The sequence below is a fragment of the Lysinibacillus sp. FW301-JW8 genome (assembly GCF_058788755.1).
Genome location: NZ_JBYTBB010000013.1, coordinates 45,136 through 71,050 on the forward strand (window position 1 = coordinate 45,136; position 25,915 = coordinate 71,050).

Genomic DNA, 25,915 nt, shown 5'->3' on the forward strand with positions numbered 1-25,915 from the left:
ATCTGTTACTCTGTATCGATTTGTGCTCTTTGTAATTTACCGCTATAGTCTACATAAATACTTTTCCATTCCGTATAAACATCTAAGGCAGCTACACCTGAATCACGGTGACCATTCCCCGTCCCTTTTGTGCCACCAAATGGTAAATGGATTTCTGCCCCAGTTGTGCCTGCATTCACATAAACAATCCCTGTGTCTAAATCTCGCTGTGCGCGGAAAATTGTATTCACATTCTGTGAGAAAATTGAGCTGGATAAGCCAAATTTTACGCCATTGTTTACTTCGATCGCTTCCTCTATACTTGCTACTTCGATTATTGAAACGACAGGTCCAAAGATTTCCTCCTGTGCAATAATCATGTCTGGCTTAACATTAGTAAACAGTGTCGGCTCATAATAAAATCCTTTATCATAGGGTGTTTCGTTTAATATTCTGCCACCTGCTAACAATGTCGCCCCTTCTTGTTTACCAATTTGGACATAGTGATTGATTTTTTCTAATGATGCTTTATTAATTACTGGCCCTATTTTTACGTGTCCATCTAGGCCGTTCCCAATTGTTAATTTTTGCATTTCATCCAATAGACGTTTTTCTAGTTCTTCTCTTACATCTTTATGCACAATCACTCGACTACATGCCGTACACCTTTGACCAGCTGTGCCAAATGCACTCCATAAAATTCCTTCCGTAGCGAGCTGTAAATCAGCATCATCCATAACAATTACTGCATTTTTGCCACCCATCTCTAGTGAAATCTTTTTCAGGTGTTTTCCACCAAGCTCTGCTACTTTACTTCCTGTAGTTGTTGAGCCGGTAAATGAGATAACCTTAACATTTGGGTGCTCAATTAATGCTGTTCCTACTGTTGGGCCACTACCAAATACAATATTTGCCACTCCATTTGGCAGGCCTATTTCTTCAAAAATTTTGCCCATTTCATAGGCCATCATTGGTGTCTCATTAGAGGGCTTCCAAATAAATGTGTTTCCGGCAACAATAGCAGGGAATGATTTCCATGTTGCGATCGCTACTGGGAAATTCCAAGGTGTAATTAAGCAGACAACCCCTATAGGTGCCCGGACACTCATTGCAAATTTATTAGCAAGTTCAGACGGGGTTGTTTCCCCAAACAATCTCCGCCCCTCACCAGCCATATAATAGGCCATGTCTATCCCTTCCTGTACCTCACCTCTAGCCTCTTCAATAACCTTTCCCATCTCTTTTGTTAAAACGGTCGCCAAATATTCCTTTTTCTCTTTCATTTTTTGACCGATGGCATATAAATAATCAGCACGTTTAGGCGCGGGTACTAATGCCCAGCTTTTTTGTGCTTGCTTAGCAGCCGCTACCGCTTCATTTACCTCACTTACTGTGGAACGCGGAATTGTTGCTAGTTGCTCTCCGTTCGCAGGGTTCGTCACTGCCATACTTTGTAAATGGGAATGTGTTACCCATTCACCACCGATAAAGTTTTTGATTTCCAATACTCACACCCCCTGAAGTAATCTAGATGCCTCGGCTACGTTGCTAATTGTTACATCGCATGCAGGTATTATCTATCATTCTATTTAATCAATATTAAATATGTCAAAATTCCGAATTTTCACCAAACATTTCACCTGCAGAGCAAAGCTTTACGTTAGCAACATCGGTGACAACCGCCAGAGGCTTTATTTTCTATTAGCTGACTTCCGTAGAAAAGACCTTAAAGCATTTCCCACAGATGGTGCCTTTTGTGATTATTAACGATCATTAAGGCGATTGACTAAACGAAAATAAATAATACACATTCTAGTTTTTTATATTCGACATTTTCTATGTTATTCCCTTTTTTTCTAAAATAATTAATTATGCAATGAAACTAATGTCACTTATAATCGTATACAGTAACAACAAAATTACTTTTGGAGGAATCCCATTATGAATAATCATGAAATTGACTACAAAATTTTTGGAGACGATATGCAATATGTACAAGTTGAGCTTGATCCTCAAGAAACAGTAGTAGCTGAAGCAGGAGCCTTAATGATGATGGATGATAGAATCCATATGGAAACAATCTTCGGTGATGGCTCAAAAGGTAGCCAAAATAGCGGCATTATGGGGAAACTGCTTGGTGCAGGAAAACGACTTGTTACTGGTGAAAGCTTATTTATGACAACATTTACGAATGCTGGTTCAGGGAAGCGCCATGTTTATTTTGCTTCTCCATATCCAGGAAAAATCATTCCAATGGATTTAAGTCAATTAAACGGGAAAATTATTTGTCAAAAGGATGCATTTTTAGCTGCTGCCAAAGGCGTTTCAGTTGGTGTTGAATTCCAGAAAAAAATTGGCGTAGGGTTCTTTGGTGGTGAAGGCTTTATTATGCAAAAACTCGAAGGTGATGGTATGGCCTTCGTACATGCAGGTGGAGCTATTCACGAAAAAACTTTACAGCCTGGCGAAGTATTACGCGTAGATACGGGATGTTTGGTTGCTATGACATCTGATGTAGACTACAATATCGAAATGGTTGGCGGCGTAAAAACGGCATTGTTTGGTGGCGAAGGTATCTTCTTTGCTACTTTAAAGGGTCCTGGTAAAGTATGGATTCAATCATTACCATTTAGCCGTTTAGCAAGCCGCGTCTTCGCAGCAGCGCCAATTTCTCAAGGCGGCGGCGGTCAATCTAAAGGTGAGGGCGGTATTGGCGGTTTATTTGATTTATTTAATAGATAATGCCATTTTCCACCAAAAGGAACACATCTAACTACGATGTGCTCCTTTTTTATTTTGCTTTTACAAGAGGTGTCATTAATCGATCCTATTCGAAACAGCCTTTCCCTGTCCATATGCAGTAAGTGCTTTCACGTTCAGCATGAACATAGCCGTTCTCGTCTCAAGCGATGCACTGCCGATATGTGGAAGTGCCACAACATTTGGCAGCGTCAATAATGGATGATCCAATGAAATAGGCTCATGCTCAAAAACATCTAACCCTGCAGCCCATAGCTTACCTTTTTTCAATGTATGATAGAGTGCATCTTCATCAATAATGCCACCGCGTGATGCATTGATTAACACTGCGTCATCCTTCATTAAGGCAAGCTCCTCTGCTCCGATAAGACCCACAGTATCACTATTATATGGCGTCATAATAACAACAAAATCCGATTGCTTTAAAAGCTCCTCTAGTGAAGCATACTTAAATCCGTACATTTCCTCTGCCTCATGCCGACGTCTTCGATTATTATATAAAATCTTCATATCAAAGCCTTTTGCACGTCTTGCTACAACCTGCCCAATACGCCCCATTCCAATAATTCCAATAGTAGCTCCAGACACGTCTTTTCCTACTAATTGCATTGGATACCAGCTTTTCCATTTACCCTCACGTAAATATCGTTCGCTTTCTGGAATTCTCCTTGCAGTTGCAAGCAATAAGCCGAATACTAAATCTGCAGTGGTATTTGTTAAGACTCCAGGCGTATTTGTTGCCATTATGCCTCTTTTGCGTAAAGCTTTAACATCAATATTATTAAAGCCGACAGCTAAATTTGTCACTAATTTAAGATTGGGTGCGTGCGATAACAGCTCTTCATCCACTTGATCTGTAATAGTTACCCAAAGTACCTCGCAATCGGTAACAGCTGACAACAATTTATCCCGTGGTATAACCTCCTCTTCCTCCTCCCATTGCTCGATTTCATAGTACTCTTGCAATAGCTCCACTATATGCGTAGGGAACTTACGTGTAATAAATAATTTCTTTTTCATACTCCGAACACCCCTCTTTTTATTTCCCCAATTCGCCTATAGCGTAACACTTCGTACAAGCATTTTCTAGGGCATTCTTATCTTCGCTAATTTGCTCTTGCCTTCTTTCTGACAATAATTATGTTCATCTGTCTATAAATGGTTCTATCCTTCTAAAAAGCAGTTTTATCGAGTTACAATAAAAAACTATGCAAAACTTTATGCATAGTTTTAACATATTTAGAAATCTCTAATTGTTGTATCTAATCGATTAGCTACTTTTTCCAACTCCTTTGAAGATTCACCAATCGTTTCGATAATAGCAGCTAATTCGATTATTTGCTGTCCAACATTTTGGAAATTAGTGATAGAGCCCTCTACTGAGCCAGATATAGCATCAAATGCTTTTAAAGATTCTGCATTTTGTTTCATACTATTATTCACTAGCTCTTGAATCTCTTGTATTGCATGGACAACCTGATTTGTTATCCCATTAGACATTTTTATTAGATCAGCAATTTGCTCCACTGAATGTTTGGTTTGATCTGCAAGCTTCCGAACCTCATTTGCTACAACAGCAAAACCTTTCCCATGCTCACCAGCACGCGCAGCCTCAATCGCTGAATTCAATGCAAGTAAATTTGTTTGACCAGAAATACTTTTAACTATTTCAACAACATCATTAATTTTAGAGGAAGATTTATCTAATTCCCCTACCATTCCTGCCATATCAACCGTCTTATGATGTATTTTTCCAGTTTGCTCATTCATCAATATTATTTTGGAATAACCTTCATTGGATACTTTTTGCATTATTTTTGCTTCATTAATACTGTCATTCAAATATTCATTAACTTCCTTGGCACTAAAAATAAGCTCCGTAACAGTCTCATTCGTACTATGGGATTGAGTCTCTAATCGTGTTGATATCCCACCAATAATATCCTTAACATGTGTACGCACACTATTTCGGTGCTCTTCCATTAATGTATTCGCATAATTATCGTATTCCTCTAAAACAATCTGCTGCTCTAAATTACAAATTTTACTGATGGCTTCACAAAACTTTTCTTCATCGTCCTTTGATAACTGAAGCTGATAAACTATTTTTCTTAATGATTTTTCAAGATTTTGAAAGGCAGCTAAGTACCATTTAGGATATAGATTAATCTTCACATGCATTTTTGCAACTCGTCTTCTCTTCTCCACAAAGGCCTCATCTATACGTCCTTCAAACATTTCTATAATATGATGGCGTAATGTTTGGCGTAAACGCTCGCTGGAGCTATGCTTTTGAATTACCTCAAGTAAGGATGGCACACCTTCTACCGCTTGATAGAATGCTGCCACTACCTCTACGACATTGCGTTCGATATAAGGCTTTAAACTCCTTATCAGCCGTAAATCCTGTCTAGTCAGATTTATAAGATTTATTTGTAACAAACGTTCCTGATCTTGAATAATAACCCCTATACTTGATTCATCACAAATTTCAATTGTATTTTTCTTAGGCCTATTTCCAATTCGAAACATTCTCTCCACCTCATGCATATGTTCTTGGCCACACTATATCTATCCTACTAACTAATAACTAAAAGTAACAAGTATCCAGATTGCATCTGCATCTATTATAAGGTCTAATCCATAAAAGTTACAATATATAGGTAAATTCCGTCTGTTTTCGAGTTAATTTCCCATCAATTTTTAGAATATTAAGGTCTTTTTTACTGTCTATAAGTCATTTTTTTCGGTTTTACCCTAAATTTTGTAGGTTTGAACGGTTAAATCGACAAAAAAGCCACTCGTCTTTTTAAAAGAAGAGTGACTATCTAAATTACATAAAAATAACAATAGCTAATACGGCTGCTAATACTAAACGGTAAATAGCAAATGGCATTAATTTCACTTTAGAAATGAGCGCTAAAAAGAATTTAATTGAAAGTAATGCAAAGACAAATGAACTAATAAAGCCTACTACATAGAAGCCCAAATAATCCATGGACAACGTATCCCAGTTTTTCAATACAGAGACTAGACTAGCTCCTGCCATAATTGGCACTGCCATAATAAAAGTAAAATCTGCTGCTACACGGTGACTCATACCAAATAGTACACCACCAGAAATCGTTGCACCAGAACGGGAGAACCCTGGCCACAGTGATAAACATTGTACTAAGCCTACTTTAAATGCTAAACCGTAAGAGATTTTATCTAGCGAATCCACTTTTGGTCTTTTTGGAGCAAGCTTATCTGCTGCAATCATTAAAAGAGCACCAGCCACTAATGCATAAATAACATGTTCTACTTTAAATAAATGGTCATCTATAAAATCTTTAAAGGCAAAACCTAACACAACTGCTGGTAACATCCCTACAATTACATGCAATAAGTTGAAGTGACCTTTCACAGATGTTGATTGCCCATCAATTTTATAAAGTCCAACTAGGTTTAGCATTCGTTTCCACATTACTACAACGACAGCTAATATTGAACCTAATTGTACAACTATTTTAAACGTATTGGCGGGATACATCCCTAAAAATTCCTCAGTTTTTAACCACATATCGTCTACAATAATCATATGACCTGTCGACGAAACTGGCGCAAACTCTGTCATACCCTCTACAAAACCTAAAATAAGTGCCTTTAATAACTCTATGATTTCCACGTTGTCACCTTACCTTTTTTTGAATATTACTGATTATCTATGGTTAGAGGAAGATCTATGATTATCAACTTACCTCAAATAGCTATTACTATAGGTTATCGAAAACGTATATCCACTACCCATAGTTCTGAACGGCTACCTATTCTCATCGGAGGACCCCAAAAGCCAAAACCTGATGAAACAAGTGTATGCATTTGCTCCTTCATCTTATAACCGTAATCGAGCTCAAATACACGAGATGTTATATACTGATTAGGCCAAAGCTGTCCTTTATGCGTATGTCCTGACATATGAAAATCTACACCTAAATCTGCAGGTGTTTTTAAATCATTTGGCGTATGATTCATAACAAACCATGGCAGATCATCTGTTAATTTCAAAGCATCAAGTTGCTTTCTTTCCTTGTTAGTAAGATCCTCTTGACCAGTTAATATTAACGTATTATCAATCCGAATAGTTTCATCTCGTAAAATTTTCACATGGGCTTTCTCCATCTCTACAACAAACTCAGGAATTTTCTTACCGTAATATTCGTGATTACCCAGTACACCATACACGCCATATGTAGTAGTTAGCTGCTTCATCACATCTGCCATTCCCTCATCTACAAACCATTTAGGATCATCATCCACAATATCTCCAGCTAAAAAAACAATATCTGGCTTTGCCTCATTAGCTAGTGTAACAAAGCGCTCTAAATGTCTTTTATGTGAAAGAATACCTAAATGAAAATCCGATGCCATAACAACTCTCAAAGTTTCTAACTCACTAGTTTTTTTATCCATCGTGAACTCTAAATGACGAACTACAGGAGAATACGCTAAATAGGAACCAACAATGGCTAATACAAACAACATAGCAATTGCTATACTACCAATTATTTGCACATCTTTAAAGGGGCTTAACCAAATTACTACATGTGCTGTTAAACAAATCAATAATCCGTATTCAAAAACAAACATCCAATAATTGCCTATTACTGAGAATATTTTTAAAGATTCATGCAGTCTTCCGATAACAATGCTAAATGCAGCAACAAACAGTACTAACCAATAGAGTATAGGATAACGAAACCATCCCAGTGAAACAAGCCACTGCCTTAATCCCCACCCTATGTAAAATGTTAATGCGCTATAAATACTTAATAGAAGAATTCCACCTATTACTTTTGGCATATTCTAGTCCTCTACTTTCATTTATTCTTAATTGATTATAGCATTATCTTTATCATTCATATTTTAATAAGTACTTGGAATCAATTACGCCCCAGCGTAATTGCATTGCGTTCGGATTTTTTCGAGTTCACTCGAAAAACCCCTCTTCAAAATCCGTGACATCCGCCGGGGCTTTTGATTCAGCAGGGGTTTGTACACCCGCCGAATCAAGATAAACTACTAAAGGGTCCTATTGCCAATTAAATTGTACCCTGCCTCTTTCTGTTTTTTCTCACGATTAACATGACATTTCCCTTGGATTAGTGACATTTTCGTCATCTTTCATGAATCACTCAAAATAATATAGCACTTTTATTTTCACAATTTTTCCAGTATTATAACAACAAGGAAAGTAAATTTACGCATTTACTAGCTAAAAGGGGTGTTATTCAAATGACAAGGTATAAATTTGAATCAGCAGAGCATGAGTTATTCCGTAAAACTATACGTAAGTTTTTAGCAGAGGAAGCCGAGCCACACTATGCACAATGGGAAAAGGATCACCTCATACCACTCAACTTTTGGCATAAGCTCGGAGAAATGGGCTATCTATGTCCACAGGTAGAAGAGCAATTTGGCGGCCTTGGATTAGATTTTAGCTTTGGTGTCATCATTCAAGAGGAGTTGGAAAGAATAGGCTCCAGTCTTATTGGCATTGGTCTGCACAATGATATTGTCGTGCCTTATATCGAAGCATATGGCTCACAAGAGCAAAAAGCACTTTGGTTACCTAAATGTGTTACAGGCGACTATATTACTGCCATTGCAATGACAGAACCAGGTGCTGGGTCCGACTTGGCAAATATTCAAACTACAGCTATTCGTGACGGCAATCATTATGTCGTTAATGGACAAAAAACGTTTATCACAAATGGCATTCATACAAACTTAGCAGTTGTTGCGGTGAAGACAAATCCTCAGGCTGAAAAAAAACATCGCGGCATAAGCCTTCTAGTCATCGAGGATGGCACAGCAGGTTTCATAAAAGGGCGTAAACTTGATAAGGTCGGAATGCACGCACAGGATACAGCTGAGCTATATTTCGAGGACTGTCGAGTTCCTGTAGAAAACCTTCTTGGTGAAGAAGGAAAAGGCTTTATCTATATGATGGAAAAGCTACAACAGGAACGTTTAGCAGTTGCTATTGCTGCACAGACAGCTGCTGAAGATATGTTAGCTTTGACAATTGATTATGTAAAATCAAGAGAAGCATTCGGAAAATCTATTGCTAATTTTCAAAATACTCAATTTAAGATAGCTGAAATGGCCACAAAAATTGAGCTTGGTAAATCCTTTTTAGAATCCTTAATTGAAGAGCATATTGCAGGACATGATGTTGTCACAAAAGTATCCATGGCTAAATATTGGATCACGGAAAATGCACGTGAGCTTGCTATTCAATGCATGCAATTGCACGGAGGCTACGGTTATATGGAAGAATATAAAATTGCTCGAAGATACCGAGATATTCCTGTTATGTCCATCTATGCGGGAACCAATGAAGTCATGAAAGTAATTATAGCTAAAAACTTAGGCTTATAATAAAACAGCGGCAAACTGCTTGCCGCTGTTTTTACTATACTGCTGGAATCCGAACGATGACCTTAAATAAATCCCCATCCACATCTATACTCATTCGAGCACCGTGAAGATCTACGATGGATTGAGCGATTGCTAAGCCCAGCCCTGAGCCCTCTGTATGTCTTGAAGCATCTGCTCGTTTAAAGCGTTCAAATAATTCCTCAGCATCCTCGCTAATTTCATATTTAGCTACATTCTTCACCGTAAATTCAGCATCGCCATCTGCTGTACGTTTCAATGTAACATAAACCCGTGTACCTTCTAATGCATATTTTAATACATTGACAATTAAATTATCGACTAGTCTCCACCATTTTTGCCCATCGACATAAGCATATATTGGTTCATTAGGCTTTGTCATTCTTAAATCTAAATGAGCCTGTACTAAATCCTCCTCATGTTCCCCTACTGCCTGCTGTATTAACTGCGTTAAATCGACTCTACTTCGATGAAGCTCAATATTGCCACTTGCCATTTTCGAAACCTCAAAAAGATCCTCAATCAGTACTTTCAAACGCTCTGATTTTTTATCTAGTATGTGAATATATTGTTTACGCTCTTCCTCTGTAATGTCAGGATTTTTTAGTAAATCAGTATAGGTAATTATGGATGTCAGTGGTGTACGCAAATCATGACTAACATTCGTAATAAGCTCTGTTTTTAAACGCTCACTTTTTGCCTGCTCATGCATAGATGTACGAACACCTTCTCTTAAATGATTAAGATTTTCAGCATGTTCCTTAAGCGGCGATTTGCCTATTACCTTGACATCCCGATTTAAGCGTCCCTCCGCCATATCCTTTGTATCCTTCATAATACGGTTTAAATAGCCCATTCTAGATAGAAAGACAATAACGGATGGAAAACCTATAATTGCACAAATACCCAAAACTAGTACAGGGAATCCTCCGCCTCGCAACATGGAAGCTACAAGGCTACCACCTCCGAAAAAGGCTGCACCAATCATGACAAAAGAATGCAGTGCAATGGATCGATTGATAAATAAATCAGTCATCGAATCCCCTAATGCCCATAAATAGCTGGCCTTTAAATTTTCCTCTAGTTTCTTAGCTGTATTCACTCGATCATATAACCATATAAGCTGAACGTAGAACAAAATACCAACAATAAATAGTGCCCCTACTTTAAATATAAAACTTAGTACATAGCTTACATAATTATTTTGGTAATAGTATTCGATGGATTCAAAGGCAATTTGTGATGTAACCCAATATATACAGCCAGATATAAACAATACTATTAGCTGAAAATCAATTTTCATCTTAGCAAGGGCTTCTTTTTCCTTGATACCCTGTACTACCAGCAGTACTTCTTTGCGCCCTCTCCATGCAAAAACAGCCGCTACAATACCTGTTATCCAAATAAAGAAGAAAATATATTGATTGCGTGTAAACTGCTCATAGCCGTCCATAATACTTGCTAATTGAGCCGATTTTTTAGAAATTGTAATAATACCCGTGTAGTCAGCAGTTTCTCTTAGAATCTCTGTTTCAACATTGGTATCCGTTCGATAAAAAATATGACTTAAATTATCACTAATGTTCCAAGTAGTTAATGGATGCTGCGACGTATATCTTATTTTATAGGCACTACTTTCAGAAACATCACCTGAACGATATATTTTACCTGTCTCTGTGTTCGTTAATTCATAGGACCAATAATTATAGTTTTTCGCAAAACTTTTTGCTTCATCTTTTGCTGCCTTTATATATTGATCAACAACTTCTTCTTTTTGAGCAAGGATTTTTTTCCGGACATGCTCATCATCCTCAAAATTAGCTGTAATATCTTTTATCTTTTCATCTCGTTCTTTTTCAAGCTTTGTTTTTAAATCTGTTGCATTCACATTAGCAGCTTCCTGAATGCGATCTTCATATTGAAGCTTTATGCTATCAATCTGTTCTCCCAAAGATCCAAAATAATTACGGTGATCTTCAATTTCATTTTGATTAACCTCTATTTTACTTTTTAAATCCTCAGCAGTTGGTAAATTTAATACTAATGGCCCTAACTGTGATTGAAAATTATCAATTTCATGCTGAAAATTTTCAGATTGAAAATAAGATTTTCCAATATATTGATACCCTACCCTAGTGAATGTAAATATACCGAAAATAGCCCAAATTAAATATAAAAGTGCAAGAAGGGATTTCCATTTTTTCACCATGCTGAACACTCCTCTCTAAAAAATTCTTTCAAGTAATTGTAGTACCTCAGAAGAGCGAGCATTTACCATTTGATAGGCGTAGATACCGAAATAAATTAACCCAATAACTCCTGCTACGAAACCAATTATTGTTATATATTGTTCAATTTTATTTTTCCATTTTATAGCCAACGCCCCATACCACCTTTAGATAGCGTGGATTTTTCGGATCTGCTTCAATTTTTTCACGTATTTTTCGAATATGAACAGCCACAATATTCTCAGCATTATAGGCTTCTTCATTCCAAACACGCTCATAAATTTCCCGAATTGAAAACACACGCCCTGCATTTTTCATTAATAACTCCGTAATTTTGTATTCAATTGGTGTTAATCGAACTGGTTCACCTTCTAGAACTACTTCCTTAGCATCTTCATCTAATAGCAGTCCATCAATTTCTATTTTTGTTGCACCTTCATTGTACGTCCCAAGCTGTACATAACGACGAAGCTGTGATTTTACACGTGCCAGCAGCTCTAATGGATGAAAAGGCTTTGTTACATAATCATCTGCACCTACAGATAATCCATGAATTTTGTCGCCATCCTCTGCCTTAGCACTAAGCATAATAATTGGAATATTGCGCTCCTCCCTAATTTTAAACGTCGCAGTTATACCATCCATATTGGGCATCATAATATCTAAAATAATTAAATGTACTTCATTGTTTTTTAGTTTTTCAAGTGCTTCTAAACCGTCAGCAGCTTTTATCACATTATAGCCTTCATTTTTTAAATAGATTTCAATACCATCACGAATATCTTGATCATCATCTGTTACAAGAACTGTTAGTTTCGTCATGATATACACCTCGCTCTCAATTAATAGTGTACCGTTTAAATCTTAAAAACCACTTATTATAAAAATGAAGAATTTCTTAAGCTTTTAATTAATAATCCTCCACCAAATACAGAACGAATCGTACCTTTGATACCAATAATATAGCAGCTAGAAGGACGAAAAATGAAAATATCATATACTGGCTCCTTCCTCATCGAAAACGTCATCATCTTTAATAATACATATTTATCCAAAATCAAACAATTATCATTTTTAAATTACCACTGTAATGATCTGTTAAACATTATGCTTTCCTAAGAAAAGGACGTTATAATAAAAGCGATCAATTATACGCATCAGCATAATTGCGTGTGGATTTTTTCGAGCTCGCTCGAAAAGCTCCTCTTTAAAAATTCGTGATATCCACCAAGGACTTTGGTCCAACGTGATGTTGGTCACTCAGTCGTGTGTTGCTATCGCTGCGCTTTCGCACAGTAAAAGATTTGTTGCTATCGCTGCGCTTTCGCACAGTAAAAGATTTGTTGCTGTCGCTGCGCTTTCGCACAGTAAAGATTTGTTGCTGTCGCTGCGCTTTCGCACAGTAAAAGATTTGTTGCTGTCGCTGCGCTTTCGCACAGTAAAGATTTGCTGAATCAAGATAAAAGGAGCGAAACCTATGTATAAAACAGTTGAGGAAACAGCGATAGATCTTAGTATGTCTGAGGACCAAATACTACGGTTAGTCTACGAGGGACGTATTCGTTCTGTATATGATGGAGACCAAATCTTAATTAATAGCGGACAGTTTAATACTTACTTTGATCAGTTAGAGCGCATTAAAGAAGAAATAGAAATTTGGCGTAATACTCCAATACCTGAGGATATCGATGTGAAGGACGAGGATTAACAAATTAATGTAGATCGTTCAACAAAAAACGCAAAGTTATCAAGTGGCAATCCTTGTAACTTTGCGTTTTACTATATCAATTATGCCTCGGCATAATTGCATCTGGAATCGTCTTTGTGCTTAGGCCTGCATGAAGCAGGTAAGTTAGCCGTTATCGCATGGATGTGATGATTTTAGGCTAACATCCTTTATTAACTCCTTTTCGATTCCGTGACATCCGCCGGAGGCTTTAACTTCTTTCAGCGGGTATTTGGACACCCGCTGAAAAGTAGCTAAAATTCGCATTCATCTCACCATCTATACAGGTGGGAGATTTTTGATGAAAGAAGTTAAATACTCACAACAAACCCAGCACGTTTACCAATAATTTCAGCGTAATCCTCAACCATAACACTAGCTGTAGGATACATGCCTGCACCAGGTCCTACAAGCGTCAAAGTGCCGATATAGTTCGTGTCTAAGGCAACAGCATTATTGACATCATCGACTGGATACAGCGGGTGTTCTGCGTCTACTAATAAAGGTTCTACTTTGGCTATGATCTTACCATCTGCTAGTCTTTCTACCTCTGCAACATGACGATAGCGCAGACCTTTTGCAGTTGCTTCCTTTACCTGTTCAGCTGAAATGCTGTCAATGCCAATCACTTCTACTTCTGCCCAATTCGGCTGCTCACCGAATGCCAATGCACTTAACACCATTAATTTCTTAAAGGAATCTTGACCTGAAATATCATTATATGGGTCTGCCTCTGCGTACCCTAAATTTTGCGCTTCTTTTAGCGCCGTCTCAAACGACCATCCTTCTGCACGCATTTTCGTTAATATATAGTTACATGTCCCATTTAGGATGCCTTGAATACGACTTACATCATTAACAAGTAAAATATTTTTCATTGTTTTAATGACAGGTACTCCGCCCGCAGTTGTTGCCTCATAACCTACAAAAACACCATTCACTTTCGCAAGATCTTGTAACTCTAAGCCTCTCTTAGCGAACATTACCTTATTTGCAGTGATGACATGACATTTATGTTCAACTGCACGCTTTAAATACGTAAAAGCTGGCTCCTCATTCACGATTGCCTCAAAAACAACCTGCATGCCTGGTTCCGCTAATACATCATCCATACTAGTTGTCATCAAATGTGCTGTGCCTGGTACACGTTCACGACTAGCATCTGTCACTAAGATTTTTGCTACTTCTAACTCAATGCCTAATTTATTTTTAAGCTCTTCTCGCTTTTCGTTTAATATATGGTAAATCCCCTGACCTACCGTCCCAAATCCTAAGATCGCTGCCTTTATAGTTGCCATTCCTGTTATTCCCTCCAACTTACATTCCGCAGTTTCATTATATTTAAGCATTAGCTTCATCCGTACTAATTTTGAATTGGCACATACCTGTGAAGTAACTTTGATAAATGTTTTTTTTGGTATTTCACTCTCGTCTAGAATAAATTTGTCTCGTATAGATTGACCAAACAAATTCAAATAATTCAAAATTTAACTTAAAGAAAATTGTAACGCAAATACATACATTGCACAAGAAGAATCTTTCTAGGACGGACATTTGTTTTTCCTAGACGTGCAAAAGAAATCGGTTTCATTCCCTTTATTATACGTTTTTTAAGATGTTCTATAATCTATGAACAAATATTGACGATTATTTTATAAAAAGGATTGTCTTTCTTCTATTATATATGTATGTTACAACATCTATAGAAATTGTTCTTTTGATAGACAGTCATAAAATTATTTACAACAATAGCTTACTCCCTATTTCTGTTTAATTAAAAAGCTCATTCCCTGTAGCAGCAGAGAATGAGCTCAAATATATGAGGGAGAATTAACTAGCCTTTATTAACAACTGATAACGAGATTGTGTAATAGCTTGCTGAACAAGCCCTATTTCATCTTGTGTAAAATTCGGTATAGCATACGTACGTTCAACTAGTTGAAATGTGCCGTATTTTAAATAAAACTCTGTCGCAGGTAGAGGAATATGACTCGTTCCATATTCTTCGTATGCCTCAAAAACTTCTTTTACTGTATAGCCTTCCTCTTTTGCATAAACGTTTTCCTCAAAAGCAGAATGTCCAAAAGTTTGTTGCCATTTACTTTCAACTGATGCCAGTATGTTTTGAATGGACATGTTGTTCACAAACACATGACCTTCATTTAGTTCGTAAATAAGATAAGATGCAATGTTTTGTGCACTATAAACATTTCCCATTTAAAACACTCCTTTATCATCAGTTTTTTAGTGAGAGTAGCTGCTGGCTTGGCAGCTACTCATATATATTTCAAAAGTGGGGAGCACTTATGAAAACGAATGGAATCATAGTATCCTTTGGGCACCGAATCGTTCAAAAAATCGATGCTGTAAATTGGTTCTAGGTTGGTAGCCTTTCGAACGTTTAACTTATTTCCTAGTATACAACATGGTTTTAACTAAGTCAATAATACTTATAAAATTACTAGGTATTATTTATAAAAAATTTCAGATAACTTATCGAATGAGATAAGTGCTTGATGTAGCAACGTTTTACGCATTACCAAATGAGGCTTATCGAATGAGAAAATACGTAAACGCCACAACATTAGCCAATGTTTTTATGCTTCAATCTTTTGTTGTGAAGCTGTTACTTGCTCAATAGCTTGTTCTAAATCTGCAATTATATCCTCTACTGCCTCTAAACCGATTGATAAGCGAATGAGCGACTCGGTTACACCAGTTTGTATTAGCTCTTCAGCTGATAATTGCTGATGTGTAGTAGAAGCTGGATGAATTATTAATGATTTAGCATCCCCTACATTGGCTACGTGGGAGAATAATTTCACACTATCGATTAATTTACGCCCTGCTTCACGTCCACCTTTAATGCCAAATGTTAACACAGAACCGAAGCCATTTCTTAAATATTTTTTAGCTAAATCATGTGTGGGGAAATCTTCTAGGCCATTATAATTTACATATTCCACAGATGGGTGGTTTCGTAAATATTCGGCTACTGCTAAAGCATTTTCATTATGTTTAGGGATACGCAAATGAAGCGTTTCTAAACCTTGTAATAAATTAAATGCCGCATCAGCACTTAATGTTGGCCCAAAGTCACGTAGTAATTGTACACGCAGCTTTGTAGCAAATGCAGCTGCTGCTGTGTCTATACCATATCGGATGCCATGATAGGAAGCATCTGGCTCAGTAAATCCTGGGAAACGACCACGAGTCCAATCAAATTTCCCTGCATCAACTACAACGCCACCTAAAGTTGTTCCATGTCCACCAATCCATTTTGTTGCGGAGTGAACAACAATATCGGCACCAAAATCAATTGGTGTAGAGCCATATGGTGAAGCAAACGTACTATCGATAATTAATGGTAAGCTGTTTTCATGTGCAATATTAGCCACCGCCTCAATATCTAGTACTTTTAAGCTTGGGTTACCATAAATTTCAGCGAATACTGCTTTTGTTTTATCAGTGATTGCTGCCTTGAAGTTTTCAGGATTTGTTTCATCTACAAAAATCGTTTTAATACCATAGTTTGGTAGTGTGTTAGCAAATAAATTATAAGTACCACCGTATAAAGAGCTAGCTGCAACAATTTCATCCCCTGCACCTGCAAGATTTAAAATTGAAAATGCTATCGCTGCTGCACCAGATGATAGTGCTACTGCTGCTGTACCGCCTTCTAATAAAGCGACGCGTTTTTCAAAAACATCTACAGTTGGGTTCGTAATACGTGTGTAAATATTGCCGGCTTCCTCTAGGGCAAAAAGACGTTGCGCATGAGCAGTGTCTTTAAAAACGAAAGCCGTAGAGCGATATACGGGTACGGTGCGAGATCCTGTTACCGGGTCTGGCTCTTGGCCCCCATGTAACAGCAATGTTTCTGGTTTAAAATTTGTCATTGTATACCTCCAAGTGGTTATTTTTTTACGATGGTACCGGAGATGAGGAGGATTTTTCAGTAGAAAACAAAAACCCCCTTCAGCTAAGAAGAGGGTTGCAGTTGCAAGTTTTCCTCCCCTTATCTGCCAGATCCAAGTAAGAATCTGTAGGAATTAGCACCTTAGCAAGTTCGTTACTTGCTGGTTGCCGGGCATCATAGGGCCTATCCCTCCGCCGCTCTTGATAAGAGTATTGCGATTCAATTTCCATCGTTGTTACACAGTATAATCATAGACTTTTTTTCTGTCAACACTAAAATTTTATTTTTTCCGAAACTTCATTCTGCTTCTTTACGTAATATGAACGCATACACTATTTTAATATTTATTTAGAAAGGAGGATTTTCATGATAACAACCATCATTCTATTTATTGTTGTTGGTTATTTCATCGGCTGTCTTCATGGCTCTAAAGTGGCACAGTTTTTATCCGGTGTAGATTTAAAAAAGACTGGTCATGGGAATGCAGGTGCGTCCAATGCAACCCTTTCCCTAGGATGGAAATACGGGGTATTAGTAGCACTTATCGATATTGGTAAAGGTGTGTTAGCGATTATTGGCGCACATATCTATCTAGCAGATGCAACACATTACACAGAGGTACAAGTTTGGCTCTTCACCTATCTCATAGCAGCAGGTGTCATTCTGGGTCATAATTTCCCATTCCATATGGGCTTTAATGGGGGTAAAGGTACAGCCTCCATAATAGGAATATTGCTTGCTGTTGATTGGAAAATTGGTTTATTTGCACTTATTCTATTTGTCATTTTATCATTTGCGACAAACTATTTAATCGTTGGTGTTTTAGAGTTCTATCTTGTTTTTTGTACAGCAACTTATTTATGGATTCCGGGAATAGGTCCAACGATTATAGCTTTGCTACTTTTTGGAATAGCTATCATATTGCATATCGAAAATATTAAACGATTAGTCAAAGGAACAGAGCCTAAGGTAACTTCGGCTTTTAAGAAAAAGAAATAATATTTTTTTGGATGTTTTTGTCTTTTCTATGACCATATATTTTCTCTTTATCTACTATTAATGCTGTAAAAAGGGAGTATTTCACTTACTTATTTTTTCTCCAATAAATAGATAAATTATTTTCTTAATAAAACATTTTACTGACCGATGTTATAGACAATAATCGTCATGTTTATCGTAGAAAGGATGAAAAAATATGTCTACTCTTCAACAAGCAACCGCAAAACGTAATTTAAAGCCACTTTGGATTGGTTTAGCCTTTGCTTCATTAATCATCATTATTTTTTTACCTAATAACGGCGATTTACCTGTTGCGGGTCAACGGGCTTTAGCCATCTTAGCTTTCTCAGTCATTCTTTGGGTAACAGAAGCAGTTTCATATCCTGTCAGCTCTGCCATGATAATCGCACTGGTAACCGTTTTACTAGGACTGGCTCCTTCAATAGACGATCCAACAGCAGAATTAGGAACTGCAGGTGCCCTAAAATTAGCTTTAAGTGGATTTAGTAATTCTGCAGTAGCCCTAGTAGCTGCAGCTCTATTTTTAGCAGCAGCGATGCAAATTACCAACTTACATAAACGACTCGCCCTATGGATACTTTCACTTGTAGGGACTAAAACAAAAGCAATCGTTTTTGGTGCCATTTTAGTATCTATAGCACTCGCATTTTTTGTTCCTTCTGCTACAGCTCGTGCTGGCGCAGTAGTCCCAATACTACTTGGAATGGTCGCTGCATTTGGTTTGCCTCGTGATAGCCGACTCGCTGCCTTACTTGTCATCACCTCAGTACAGGCCGTCTCCATTTGGAATATTGGAATTAAGACAGCAGCCGCTCAAAATATGGTCGCTTTAAATTTTATTCAAGAACAATTTAATGTGGATATTTCTTGGGGTGCTTGGTTACTCTACGCTGCACCCTTCTCGATTATCATGTCTATAGCTTTATTTTTCATTATGATTTCTCTGATTAAGCCTGAGACTAGCAACATAGAGGGCGGAAAAGAGGTAATCAAAAAGCAGCTTGCAGAACTAGGTCCATTAAAAGCTCCTGAAGTCCGTTTAATCATCACGTCAATGGTTTTACTATTTTTCTGGGCAACTGAGGGTAAACTGCACCCATTCGACACAACAACAGTCACAATTATTGCTATCGCTATTCTATTAATGCCCAAAATCGGTGTTTATACGTGGAAGGAAGTTGAGCCTCATATTCCTTGGGGAACAATTATCGTCTTTGCGGTTGGTATAATGCTTGGTACAATTTTATTGAATACGAAAGGTGCATCATGGTTATCTGACAAAGTATTTGGATCACTCGGTCTAGATACTATGCCGATTCTAGCAACAATCGCATTGGTTACACTATTTAATATTCTTATTCACTTAGGCTTTGCCAGTGCGACAAGCTTAGCATCTGCGCTTGTACCTGTGTTTATCGTTTTGGCCTCCACATTAACGGCTAATGTTGACCAAGTCGGTTTCGTCATTGTGCAGCAATTTGTGATTAGCTTTGGCTTCCTGTTACCAATAAGCGCACCCCAAAATATGCTTGCTTATGGTACAGGAGCTTTTACAACAAAGGATTTCTTGAAATCTGGTATACCATTGACCATTATTGGTTTCATCCTAGTGCTTCTGTTCTCCGCGACCTACTGGAAATGGATTGGATTATTGTAAATAAAGTCATTAAATACTTTAATGGGAACCTGAGCAAATCTCCAGGTGATCTGATAAGTTCTACAGATAACCCGAGCGATTCTCTTGGTAACCGGATCCGTTCTACGGGTGACCCGAGCTATTCTCTTGGCAACCCGAGCAGTTCCACAGGTAACCCGAGCTATTCTCTTGGCAACCCGATCAGTTCTACGGGTGACCCGAGCTATTCTTTAGACAACCTGAGCAGTTTTCCGGGCAAGCCGAGCTATTCTTTGCTCAACCTGATCAGTTCTACAGGTAACCCGAGCGATTCTCTTGGTAACCCGAGCAGTTCTACGGGTGACCCGAGCTATTCTCTTGGCAACCCGATCAGTTCTACGGGTGACCTGAGCGATTCTCTTGGCAACCCGAGCAGTTCTTTTGGATACTATTATTAACACAAAAGCCTTGCAGGACCAATTAACTGTCCTACAAGGCTTTTGTTATCTTTCTATTATTTTGATAATGCAGCGTCCCTCATAGTACCGCTTTTCTATATTTTTGTTCAATCAGATTACTTGGTTAGATATTCCATCTCTATATCCCGAATATTAGGAAAAACCTTATCATCCACAATTTTATACTTTTTAGAATATTCAATATATATTTAAGTAAATATTTTATTTTTCGAGAAATTTTATACATTTCCAAATTATCCGGAAATAGTTTAAACGTCAGATACATTCGATTTTGAAGAAAAAGCGTGATATGCTCTTGGTATATAAAAGGGAAAAAGGAGAATATTAAATGGTTAAAGATTTATTACGCAACCACTCTTCGGTTCGTATTTATGATGGTAATCCAATTTCAAAGGAAATCATCGAGGAGCTAATTGCTACTGCGCAAATGGCTGCTACCTCTCATTTTGTACAAGCTTATAGCGTTATTTGGGTTACAGATGAGGAGAAAAAGGAACAACTAGGCTTGCTCTCTGGTAACCCTCGTCAATTCGAAACTTCTGGCGCTGCATTTGTCTTTTGTGTAGATTTTAAACGTTTACAAATGGCTGGTAGACTAGAAGGTGTGGAAATTGTAGCAGATACAGCCGAAAACGTGCTTGTTGGGGTTGCGGATGTATCATTATTTGCTCAAAACTTTGTCATTGCTGCAGAGTCAATGGGATACGGTATTTGCTATATTGGCGGTGTTCGTAACAAACCTGCGGAAATTAGCGAATTATTGAATTTACCTGATCATGTTTTCCCACTCTTCGGCTTAACGATTGGGGTTCCTGCTCGCCGCAATGAAGTAAAACCTCGATTACCAGTTGCTGCAATCCTACATGAAAATGAATACAATGCACAACAGTACGAGAAGCTTTTACCAAATTATAACGAAACAATGGAAGCCTATTATAATAGTCGTTCTTCCAATAGAAAAATTGATAACTGGACAAAGCAAATGGCTGATTTTTTAATGGAACAACGACGTCCGCATATTAATGAATTCTTAGCTAAAAAAGGTTTCAATTGGAAATAGAATTCAATTTAGATTTTATTGGTGGGGTTACTATCGTATGATATTAACTCCACTTTTTTATATGTAAAATAGTTCATCGTGTTGCAATTAGTATATTCGTCTCTATTATTATGTTAAATTAAGGTACAAATTAAACGAAAAGACTCTTTCCTTTTCCAACAATTCCATTCATATTAATAGATGATGACTTTATGTGGAAAGGAGTTTTGTTCAAATGTCCCATGTCAATAAACATCTTGCTCGTACTTTAGAACAACAGCATAAGCGAAGTATTAGAGGTTTATTTTTAAAAATTCAAGAGTTAAACAATAAATGTACGTTATTAAGAAAGAGGCTGGAACCTCATATAGATATGACCGTTTATGAGCATGCTATTGATTATGTAAATGATTTCGTTTCCCATACAACTATCCTCAATTTAAAATTTATTACCAATACACAAAATTTAGAAGTAGTAGTATTACATACACTTTTACTGTCATATATATTAGAAAATGAAGAACCACATTCTTTTGACTATGAACAGAAGCAGCTTCATGAGTATATTCAGGAAACTTTCTCCTTAAATGAGCATGCAAAAACACTTTTTATAAATCATCAAGGAAAGATGCTTCACTATATTCAATCTCAGCCAACATAAAAAGACGATCTGTGCAGCACATTTGCAACTAGATCGTCTTTTTCGGGTATATTTTCTATTGTAGACCTTTAATTATGAGTGTTCGTACTGGCAGGAATTGCTCACCTGTATCGCCATAAGTAAGAACAACTTCATCACCTTCTTGTAAATAAATTGAAAGTGGTTCCGTGTCTGCACTCACTAAGTAATTTTCCCCATTACTTAATAAAAACGATACAACAGTAAAGTCACCTAGACGTTCTTTATACACGCGTAGTACTTTCCCACTAGCATTTTTCTCAGTTGCACTTGAACTACCATCAACCGTATTTCCTCCACGGCTCAGGGCTGTTTTATATAGTTTTAGTGCCTCTTTAGGTGTCGTTGCAAAAACTGAAATTTCAGGATTTGCTGCTGAAACAATGAAATAGTTTTGTAAAAAACCATTTGAATCAAGCACCGCAGTTAACCAGCTAGCTTCTCCGTAAAAATTGTATAATACAGGCATTTCACCAGACCATTTTTTCTCAATAAATTTCTTTTCAATAATTTGCAAATTCCCTTGTGAATCCATATAAGAAGAATCCAAATTTCCAGTATAATATGTCGCTTGACCTGTTCGTGCATTTGTTAAAGAATAGCCGAGCATCGAATCGACACCCTCTTTAGGACTCGTAAAGTCTGTGAAATAATACATATCGCCTTTTTCATCAAAAATTGGGCTAACATTTGATTCTGTTCCCTCATCTGAAGGAAGTTTTACATCCTTTTTACCAAATTTGCTATTCCAAAATCCATGAACATAATTACCAAAGTAGCTGTTTTGTAAGCTCACAGTCTCGGGTGATACCGCTCCATCAATAAATTCTGGAACATCCTCCAACTTCACAACTTCGGATTTACCTGTTAACGCATCCACCAATACAATCCCTTTTACATCAAAGCCATTACGTGCTGAAACAAATTCACCATAAGAGCGAATATAATACGGCTTACCATCATCATCTACTTCAAGTTGTACATCTCCATAGAAAATAAGGAACGGATGCTGTAAGCGAATATGACGCTCTAAATTTGAATTTAAGTAAGCTGAAGGCACATACTTCATTGCTTGTTCCACAAATTTTGGATTATCTGCTGAATCTGTCGCACTCATTATAAAATAACCTGGTGTAGAGCCACCATTCATCCATTTAAAAAAGCCTGAAAATTCAACGGGTGCAATATACACATACTCACCATTTACTTTTTGAATTTGTAATCGCCCTAATTCATAATAGCTCGTATTTGGTACTTGACCAAATGCTTTCTTCATCTTATTACGTGCAAATTTAGGAGGTACACTAGCTGGTGTTTGTGTTTCATCAAACGGCTTTATCTCTACCTCTTCCTTCATCTCTGCTGATGTAAATTTGTTGTTAGCATTCCATAAAGGAGCTGATAATACATATATGGCAACCCCTAAACTTACTAAAAATAATAAACCTTTTATTTTTCTTTCATTTCCACTTGCAAGGAACGCCCCACCTAATGTTAATAGAATAATAGCTGGCCAAAATGCAAGCCAGTTTACATCCATTTTTGTGACATATACTGTGATGCCAGTAGCTAGAAATCCTAGTACAAAGACACCTATAAAAAAGTATCCAATTACCTTTTTAGATTTTCCATCTTCTCGCTTCTTCGTTATAAGCGGTGTTAATAATATACTCGCAATTAGTGCAATGACTGCTGAAGCTATTAATAGCTTGGTCATTTTGTTCACCCTTTCTTAGCTAACTGTCTACTTATTTACGGCTGCATTCGTAAAAAGTTTCATACATTGCTTGATGACCATTCCTTCCTGATTAATGATTTTTATCAAAAAAGAGGACTTTATAAAGGAAATTTTAACATAGATAAAGAATTTCAAATGAAAAGGAGATGAAATATTTGTTTAAAAAAATTTTAATTCTTGTTATCGCTATGTTTGGTTTTTATTATATTTTCTTCTATTCCCATATAGAAGAAAGTCTAAAGCTCATCTTTAAAATTATCCCTATGCTATTAATCATTATTTTAGCTGCTTCTCAAAAAGGCTTTAAGAAGTACCAGCTGCTGATTGTTGTTGGTCTTGTTTTTTGTATGGTGGGTGATTATACATTACAGTGGTTTCTCATTGGATTAACAAGTTTCTTAATCGGTCATATTTTTTATATCTTTGCCTTTTCGTCTACTAATGAACGACAGGTACCATCATGGGCAAAAATAATTTTACTTGTTTATGGGGCAAGTATGGCTGTGTGGATTGCTGGAACGGTGCTTTCTTCGGGAGATGTTGTCCTAGGTATTGCAGTCATCGCGTATATATCCATTATCTTATCGATGGGTTGGACTGCGATTCGAACAGGTTCCACCTTTGCGATAATTGGGGCGCTACTATTTATCGCATCGGATTCCTATTTAGCCATTAATAAATTTGTAATGCCCCTATCCTTCTCACATGAGGTTATTATGCTGACCTATTACAGTGCTCAATTACTTATAGCTTTAAGCATCCTTCAATATTCCGAAATCCGAAGTAAAGTGTTACAATAATATCTAGCTGAGGCTTTGGATCAACTTGATGTTGGTCACTCAGTCGCGTGTTGTTGTTATTGTTGCTGTCGCTTCGCTTTCGCACAGATAAAACCGTGTTGCTGTCGCTTCGCTTTCACACAGATAGATTGCCACAGGACGTGGCATTCTTAGACTGAGTTCCTCTATTTCAGCTGGTGTTTGGACACCTGCTGAAAGAAGTTAAACATACACATTAGGAGGCCATACTTTTATGAAAGAACAAGTAATCGAGCGATTAATTCGTTATGCAAAAATTGATACACAATCTGACTTTACAAGCGAAACAACTCCTTCTACACAAAAGCAATTTGATTTATTGCATGTTCTAAAAGATGAACTAGCTGCAATAGGTTTAACGGATATTACATTAGATGAAAATGGTTATTTATTTGCAACACTAGAGGCAAATACAGACAAAGAAGTACCTACTATCGGCTTTTTAGCACATGTTGATACAGCTACTGATTATACGGGTACAAATGTCAATCCACAGCGCATTGATAATTATGATGGCGGAAATATTCAGCTAAATGAAAATTTAGTGATGTCACCAACGGATTTTCCGGAGCTTAAAAATTATATAGGGCAAACGTTAATCACAACAGATGGTACTACATTATTAGGAGCAGACGATAAAGCTGGTATTGCAGAAATTATAACGGCTATGGAATACCTTAAAAACAATCCTTCTATTAAACATGGTAAATTACGTATAGCGTTTACGCCTGATGAAGAAATTGGACGTGGTCCTCATAAATTTGATGTAACTGCTTTTGGAGCCGACTATGCTTATACGTTGGATGGCGGACCACTTGGCGAGCTACAATATGAAAGCTTTAATGCTGCTGGGGTAAAGATTGTGACAAAGGGCACAAGTGTACACCCTGGTTCTGCAAAAAACAAAATGGTGAATGCCATCACAATGGCTATCGCCTTCCAAAATGAAATGCCTGCTGATGCAGTACCAGAAAAAACGGATGGCTATGAGGGCTTTATTCACTTAATGGGCTTTAAGGGAGCTATCGAGCATACAGAGCTTTCGTATATTGTACGTGACCACGATCGTCAAAAGTTTGAGGAGAAGAAGCAACTTATGCTTGACGCAGCAGCCAAAATTAAAGCTCAATTTGGTGAGGATGCATTAAACATAACTATTGAAGATCAATACTATAATATGGGTGAAAAAATTGAACCTGTAAAAGAAATTGTTGACATTGCCCGTGCAGCAATGGAAAAATTAGATATTACACCGATTACATTACCGATTCGTGGCGGTACGGATGGCTCACAGCTGTCTTATATGGGCTTACCAACACCAAATATTTTTGCGGGTGGCGAAAATATGCACGGTAAATATGAATATGTATCTGCTGAAACAATGGAAAAGGCGACACAGGTTATTATTGAGATTGTTCAGCTATTTGAACAGCAAGGAAAATAAGTTATAATTTTAATTACGAAGAAGGGCTTG

Annotated in this window: 22 protein-coding genes and 1 riboswitch; of the genes, 10 read left to right on the forward strand and 12 right to left on the reverse strand. The window is 37.3% G+C overall.

Annotation, left to right across the window (positions count from 1 at the left end; genetic code table 11):
• Positions 1-5 precede the first annotated feature (5 nt).
• Positions 6-1,484: an aldehyde dehydrogenase family protein gene (locus AC3WOM_RS07680; protein WP_492445979.1), complete on the reverse strand. Its 1,479-nt coding sequence runs from the start codon at positions 1,482-1,484 to the stop codon at positions 6-8.
• A gap of 436 nt (positions 1,485-1,920) precedes the next feature.
• Here AC3WOM_RS07680 and AC3WOM_RS07685 point away from each other — a divergent pair, with 436 nt between their 5' ends.
• Positions 1,921-2,721 carry a TIGR00266 family protein gene (locus AC3WOM_RS07685; RefSeq protein ID WP_492445981.1) on the forward strand — a complete coding sequence of 267 codons (801 nt, stop codon included), beginning with the start codon at positions 1,921-1,923 and terminating at the stop codon, positions 2,719-2,721.
• 75 nt (positions 2,722-2,796) lie between these two features.
• On the opposite strand, the gene AC3WOM_RS07690 is transcribed toward AC3WOM_RS07685, so the two are convergent.
• The 4 genes from AC3WOM_RS07690 to AC3WOM_RS07705 all read right to left on the reverse strand — a co-directional run bounded on the left by AC3WOM_RS07690 (position 2,797) and on the right by AC3WOM_RS07705 (position 7,581).
• Positions 2,797-3,759, reverse strand: a complete 963-nt coding sequence (locus AC3WOM_RS07690) for a 2-hydroxyacid dehydrogenase (RefSeq protein WP_427541766.1) — start codon at positions 3,757-3,759, stop codon at positions 2,797-2,799.
• Between the two features lie 219 nt (positions 3,760-3,978).
• A complete protein-coding gene (locus tag AC3WOM_RS07695; RefSeq protein ID WP_492445983.1) occupies positions 3,979-5,271 on the reverse strand; it encodes a protoglobin domain-containing protein in 1,293 nt (430 codons plus the stop codon).
• Positions 5,272-5,572: 301 nt separating this feature from the next.
• The gene (locus tag AC3WOM_RS07700; protein ID WP_427541760.1) at positions 5,573-6,406 is read right to left on the reverse strand and encodes an undecaprenyl-diphosphate phosphatase; all 834 of its coding nucleotides are present in this window, start codon (positions 6,404-6,406) and stop codon (positions 5,573-5,575) included.
• Positions 6,407-6,501: 95 nt separating this feature from the next.
• Positions 6,502-7,581 carry a metallophosphoesterase gene (locus tag AC3WOM_RS07705; RefSeq protein WP_492445985.1) on the reverse strand — a complete coding sequence of 360 codons (1,080 nt, stop codon included), beginning with the start codon at positions 7,579-7,581 and terminating at the stop codon, positions 6,502-6,504.
• A gap of 432 nt (positions 7,582-8,013) precedes the next feature.
• Between AC3WOM_RS07705 and AC3WOM_RS07710 the strand changes: the two genes are divergently transcribed.
• Complete coding sequence (locus tag AC3WOM_RS07710) at positions 8,014-9,162, forward strand: acyl-CoA dehydrogenase family protein (protein WP_492445987.1); 1,149 nt, start codon at positions 8,014-8,016, stop codon at positions 9,160-9,162.
• Between the two features lie 34 nt (positions 9,163-9,196).
• Here AC3WOM_RS07710 and AC3WOM_RS07715 read toward each other — a convergent pair whose 3' ends face one another.
• From AC3WOM_RS07715 to AC3WOM_RS07725, 3 genes are read right to left on the reverse strand one after another with little or no spacing between them, the layout of a single operon-like run.
• The gene (locus tag AC3WOM_RS07715) at positions 9,197-11,389 is read right to left on the reverse strand and encodes a sensor histidine kinase (RefSeq protein WP_492445989.1); all 2,193 of its coding nucleotides are present in this window, start codon (positions 11,387-11,389) and stop codon (positions 9,197-9,199) included.
• Between the two features lie 15 nt (positions 11,390-11,404).
• Complete coding sequence (locus tag AC3WOM_RS07720) at positions 11,405-11,560, reverse strand: hypothetical protein (protein WP_427541748.1); 156 nt, start codon at positions 11,558-11,560, stop codon at positions 11,405-11,407.
• Complete coding sequence (locus AC3WOM_RS07725; protein ID WP_427541745.1) at positions 11,538-12,230, reverse strand: response regulator transcription factor; 693 nt, start codon at positions 12,228-12,230, stop codon at positions 11,538-11,540. The genes AC3WOM_RS07720 and AC3WOM_RS07725 overlap by 23 nt, the downstream gene beginning before the upstream one ends.
• Positions 12,231-12,885: 655 nt before the next feature.
• On the opposite strand from AC3WOM_RS07725, the gene AC3WOM_RS07730 reads away from it, so the two are divergent.
• A complete protein-coding gene (locus tag AC3WOM_RS07730; protein WP_427541742.1) occupies positions 12,886-13,116 on the forward strand; it encodes a MerR family transcriptional regulator in 231 nt (76 codons plus the stop codon).
• A 329-nt stretch (positions 13,117-13,445) separates the two neighbouring features.
• Here the strand turns inward: AC3WOM_RS07730 and AC3WOM_RS07735 are convergent, their stop codons facing one another.
• The 3 genes from AC3WOM_RS07735 to AC3WOM_RS07745 all read right to left on the reverse strand — a co-directional run bounded on the left by AC3WOM_RS07735 (position 13,446) and on the right by AC3WOM_RS07745 (position 17,033).
• Positions 13,446-14,432, reverse strand: coding sequence for a homoserine dehydrogenase (locus tag AC3WOM_RS07735; RefSeq protein WP_492445991.1), 987 nt, complete (start codon positions 14,430-14,432; stop codon positions 13,446-13,448).
• Positions 14,433-14,964: 532 nt separating this feature from the next.
• On the reverse strand, positions 14,965-15,351 hold the full coding sequence (locus AC3WOM_RS07740) for a hypothetical protein (RefSeq protein WP_427541736.1): 387 nt from the start codon (positions 15,349-15,351) through the stop codon (positions 14,965-14,967).
• Between the two features lie 380 nt (positions 15,352-15,731).
• Positions 15,732-17,033: an O-acetylhomoserine aminocarboxypropyltransferase/cysteine synthase family protein gene (locus tag AC3WOM_RS07745; protein ID WP_427541733.1), complete on the reverse strand. Its 1,302-nt coding sequence runs from the start codon at positions 17,031-17,033 to the stop codon at positions 15,732-15,734.
• A 116-nt stretch (positions 17,034-17,149) separates the two neighbouring features.
• Positions 17,150-17,263: riboswitch (SAM riboswitch) on the reverse strand.
• A 156-nt stretch (positions 17,264-17,419) separates the two neighbouring features.
• Between AC3WOM_RS07745 and AC3WOM_RS07750 the strand changes: the two genes are divergently transcribed.
• The 5 genes from AC3WOM_RS07750 to AC3WOM_RS07770 all read left to right on the forward strand — a co-directional run bounded on the left by AC3WOM_RS07750 (position 17,420) and on the right by AC3WOM_RS07770 (position 21,867).
• Positions 17,420-18,052 (forward strand): glycerol-3-phosphate acyltransferase, encoded by a 633-nt coding sequence (locus tag AC3WOM_RS07750; RefSeq protein ID WP_427541730.1) that lies wholly within the window; start codon positions 17,420-17,422, stop codon positions 18,050-18,052.
• Positions 18,053-18,248: 196 nt separating this feature from the next.
• A complete protein-coding gene (locus AC3WOM_RS07755) occupies positions 18,249-19,730 on the forward strand; it encodes a DASS family sodium-coupled anion symporter (RefSeq protein ID WP_492445998.1) in 1,482 nt (493 codons plus the stop codon).
• Complete coding sequence (locus AC3WOM_RS07760; RefSeq protein ID WP_492446000.1) at positions 19,712-20,146, forward strand: hypothetical protein; 435 nt, start codon at positions 19,712-19,714, stop codon at positions 20,144-20,146. Before AC3WOM_RS07755 ends, AC3WOM_RS07760 begins: the two co-directional genes overlap by 19 nt.
• Positions 20,147-20,495: 349 nt before the next feature.
• Entirely contained in the window at positions 20,496-21,227 is a 732-nt protein-coding gene (chrR, locus tag AC3WOM_RS07765; RefSeq protein ID WP_427541724.1) for a class II chromate reductase ChrR, read from the forward strand.
• 214 nt (positions 21,228-21,441) lie between these two features.
• Positions 21,442-21,867 (forward strand): hypothetical protein, encoded by a 426-nt coding sequence (locus AC3WOM_RS07770; RefSeq protein ID WP_492446002.1) that lies wholly within the window; start codon positions 21,442-21,444, stop codon positions 21,865-21,867.
• Between the two features lie 55 nt (positions 21,868-21,922).
• Here the strand turns inward: AC3WOM_RS07770 and AC3WOM_RS07775 are convergent, their stop codons facing one another.
• Complete coding sequence (locus tag AC3WOM_RS07775; protein ID WP_427541721.1) at positions 21,923-23,602, reverse strand: hypothetical protein; 1,680 nt, start codon at positions 23,600-23,602, stop codon at positions 21,923-21,925.
• 167 nt (positions 23,603-23,769) lie between these two features.
• On the opposite strand from AC3WOM_RS07775, the gene AC3WOM_RS07780 reads away from it, so the two are divergent.
• Positions 23,770-24,423: a lysoplasmalogenase gene (locus tag AC3WOM_RS07780; RefSeq protein WP_492446003.1), complete on the forward strand. Its 654-nt coding sequence runs from the start codon at positions 23,770-23,772 to the stop codon at positions 24,421-24,423.
• A 232-nt stretch (positions 24,424-24,655) separates the two neighbouring features.
• Positions 24,656-25,885, forward strand: coding sequence for a peptidase T (pepT, locus tag AC3WOM_RS07785; RefSeq protein ID WP_492446005.1), 1,230 nt, complete (start codon positions 24,656-24,658; stop codon positions 25,883-25,885).
• Positions 25,886-25,915: the final 30 nt, after the last annotated feature.

Coding starts and splice junctions, on each gene's coding strand:
- AC3WOM_RS07775 (WP_427541721.1), bottom strand. CDS start 23,602: ATGACCAAGCTATTAATAGCTTCAGCAGTCATTGCACTAATTGCGAGT.
- AC3WOM_RS07760 (WP_492446000.1), top strand. CDS start 19,712: ATGGATTGGATTATTGTAAATAAAGTCATTAAATACTTTAATGGGAAC.
- AC3WOM_RS07745 (WP_427541733.1), bottom strand. CDS start 17,033: ATGACAAATTTTAAACCAGAAACATTGCTGTTACATGGGGGCCAAGAG.
- AC3WOM_RS07715 (WP_492445989.1), bottom strand. CDS start 11,389: ATGGTGAAAAAATGGAAATCCCTTCTTGCACTTTTATATTTAATTTGG.
- AC3WOM_RS07725 (WP_427541745.1), bottom strand. CDS start 12,230: ATGACGAAACTAACAGTTCTTGTAACAGATGATGATCAAGATATTCGT.
- AC3WOM_RS07710 (WP_492445987.1), top strand. CDS start 8,014: ATGACAAGGTATAAATTTGAATCAGCAGAGCATGAGTTATTCCGTAAA.
- AC3WOM_RS07705 (WP_492445985.1), bottom strand. CDS start 7,581: ATGCCAAAAGTAATAGGTGGAATTCTTCTATTAAGTATTTATAGCGCA.
- AC3WOM_RS07780 (WP_492446003.1), top strand. CDS start 23,770: ATGAAATATTTGTTTAAAAAAATTTTAATTCTTGTTATCGCTATGTTT.
- chrR (WP_427541724.1), top strand. CDS start 20,496: ATGGTTAAAGATTTATTACGCAACCACTCTTCGGTTCGTATTTATGAT.
- pepT (WP_492446005.1), top strand. CDS start 24,656: ATGAAAGAACAAGTAATCGAGCGATTAATTCGTTATGCAAAAATTGAT.
- AC3WOM_RS07750 (WP_427541730.1), top strand. CDS start 17,420: ATGATAACAACCATCATTCTATTTATTGTTGTTGGTTATTTCATCGGC.
- AC3WOM_RS07755 (WP_492445998.1), top strand. CDS start 18,249: ATGTCTACTCTTCAACAAGCAACCGCAAAACGTAATTTAAAGCCACTT.
- AC3WOM_RS07695 (WP_492445983.1), bottom strand. CDS start 5,271: ATGTTTCGAATTGGAAATAGGCCTAAGAAAAATACAATTGAAATTTGT.
- AC3WOM_RS07730 (WP_427541742.1), top strand. CDS start 12,886: ATGTATAAAACAGTTGAGGAAACAGCGATAGATCTTAGTATGTCTGAG.
- AC3WOM_RS07690 (WP_427541766.1), bottom strand. CDS start 3,759: ATGAAAAAGAAATTATTTATTACACGTAAGTTCCCTACGCATATAGTG.
- AC3WOM_RS07735 (WP_492445991.1), bottom strand. CDS start 14,432: ATGGCAACTATAAAGGCAGCGATCTTAGGATTTGGGACGGTAGGTCAG.
- AC3WOM_RS07770 (WP_492446002.1), top strand. CDS start 21,442: ATGTCCCATGTCAATAAACATCTTGCTCGTACTTTAGAACAACAGCAT.
- AC3WOM_RS07685 (WP_492445981.1), top strand. CDS start 1,921: ATGAATAATCATGAAATTGACTACAAAATTTTTGGAGACGATATGCAA.
- AC3WOM_RS07740 (WP_427541736.1), bottom strand. CDS start 15,351: ATGGGAAATGTTTATAGTGCACAAAACATTGCATCTTATCTTATTTAC.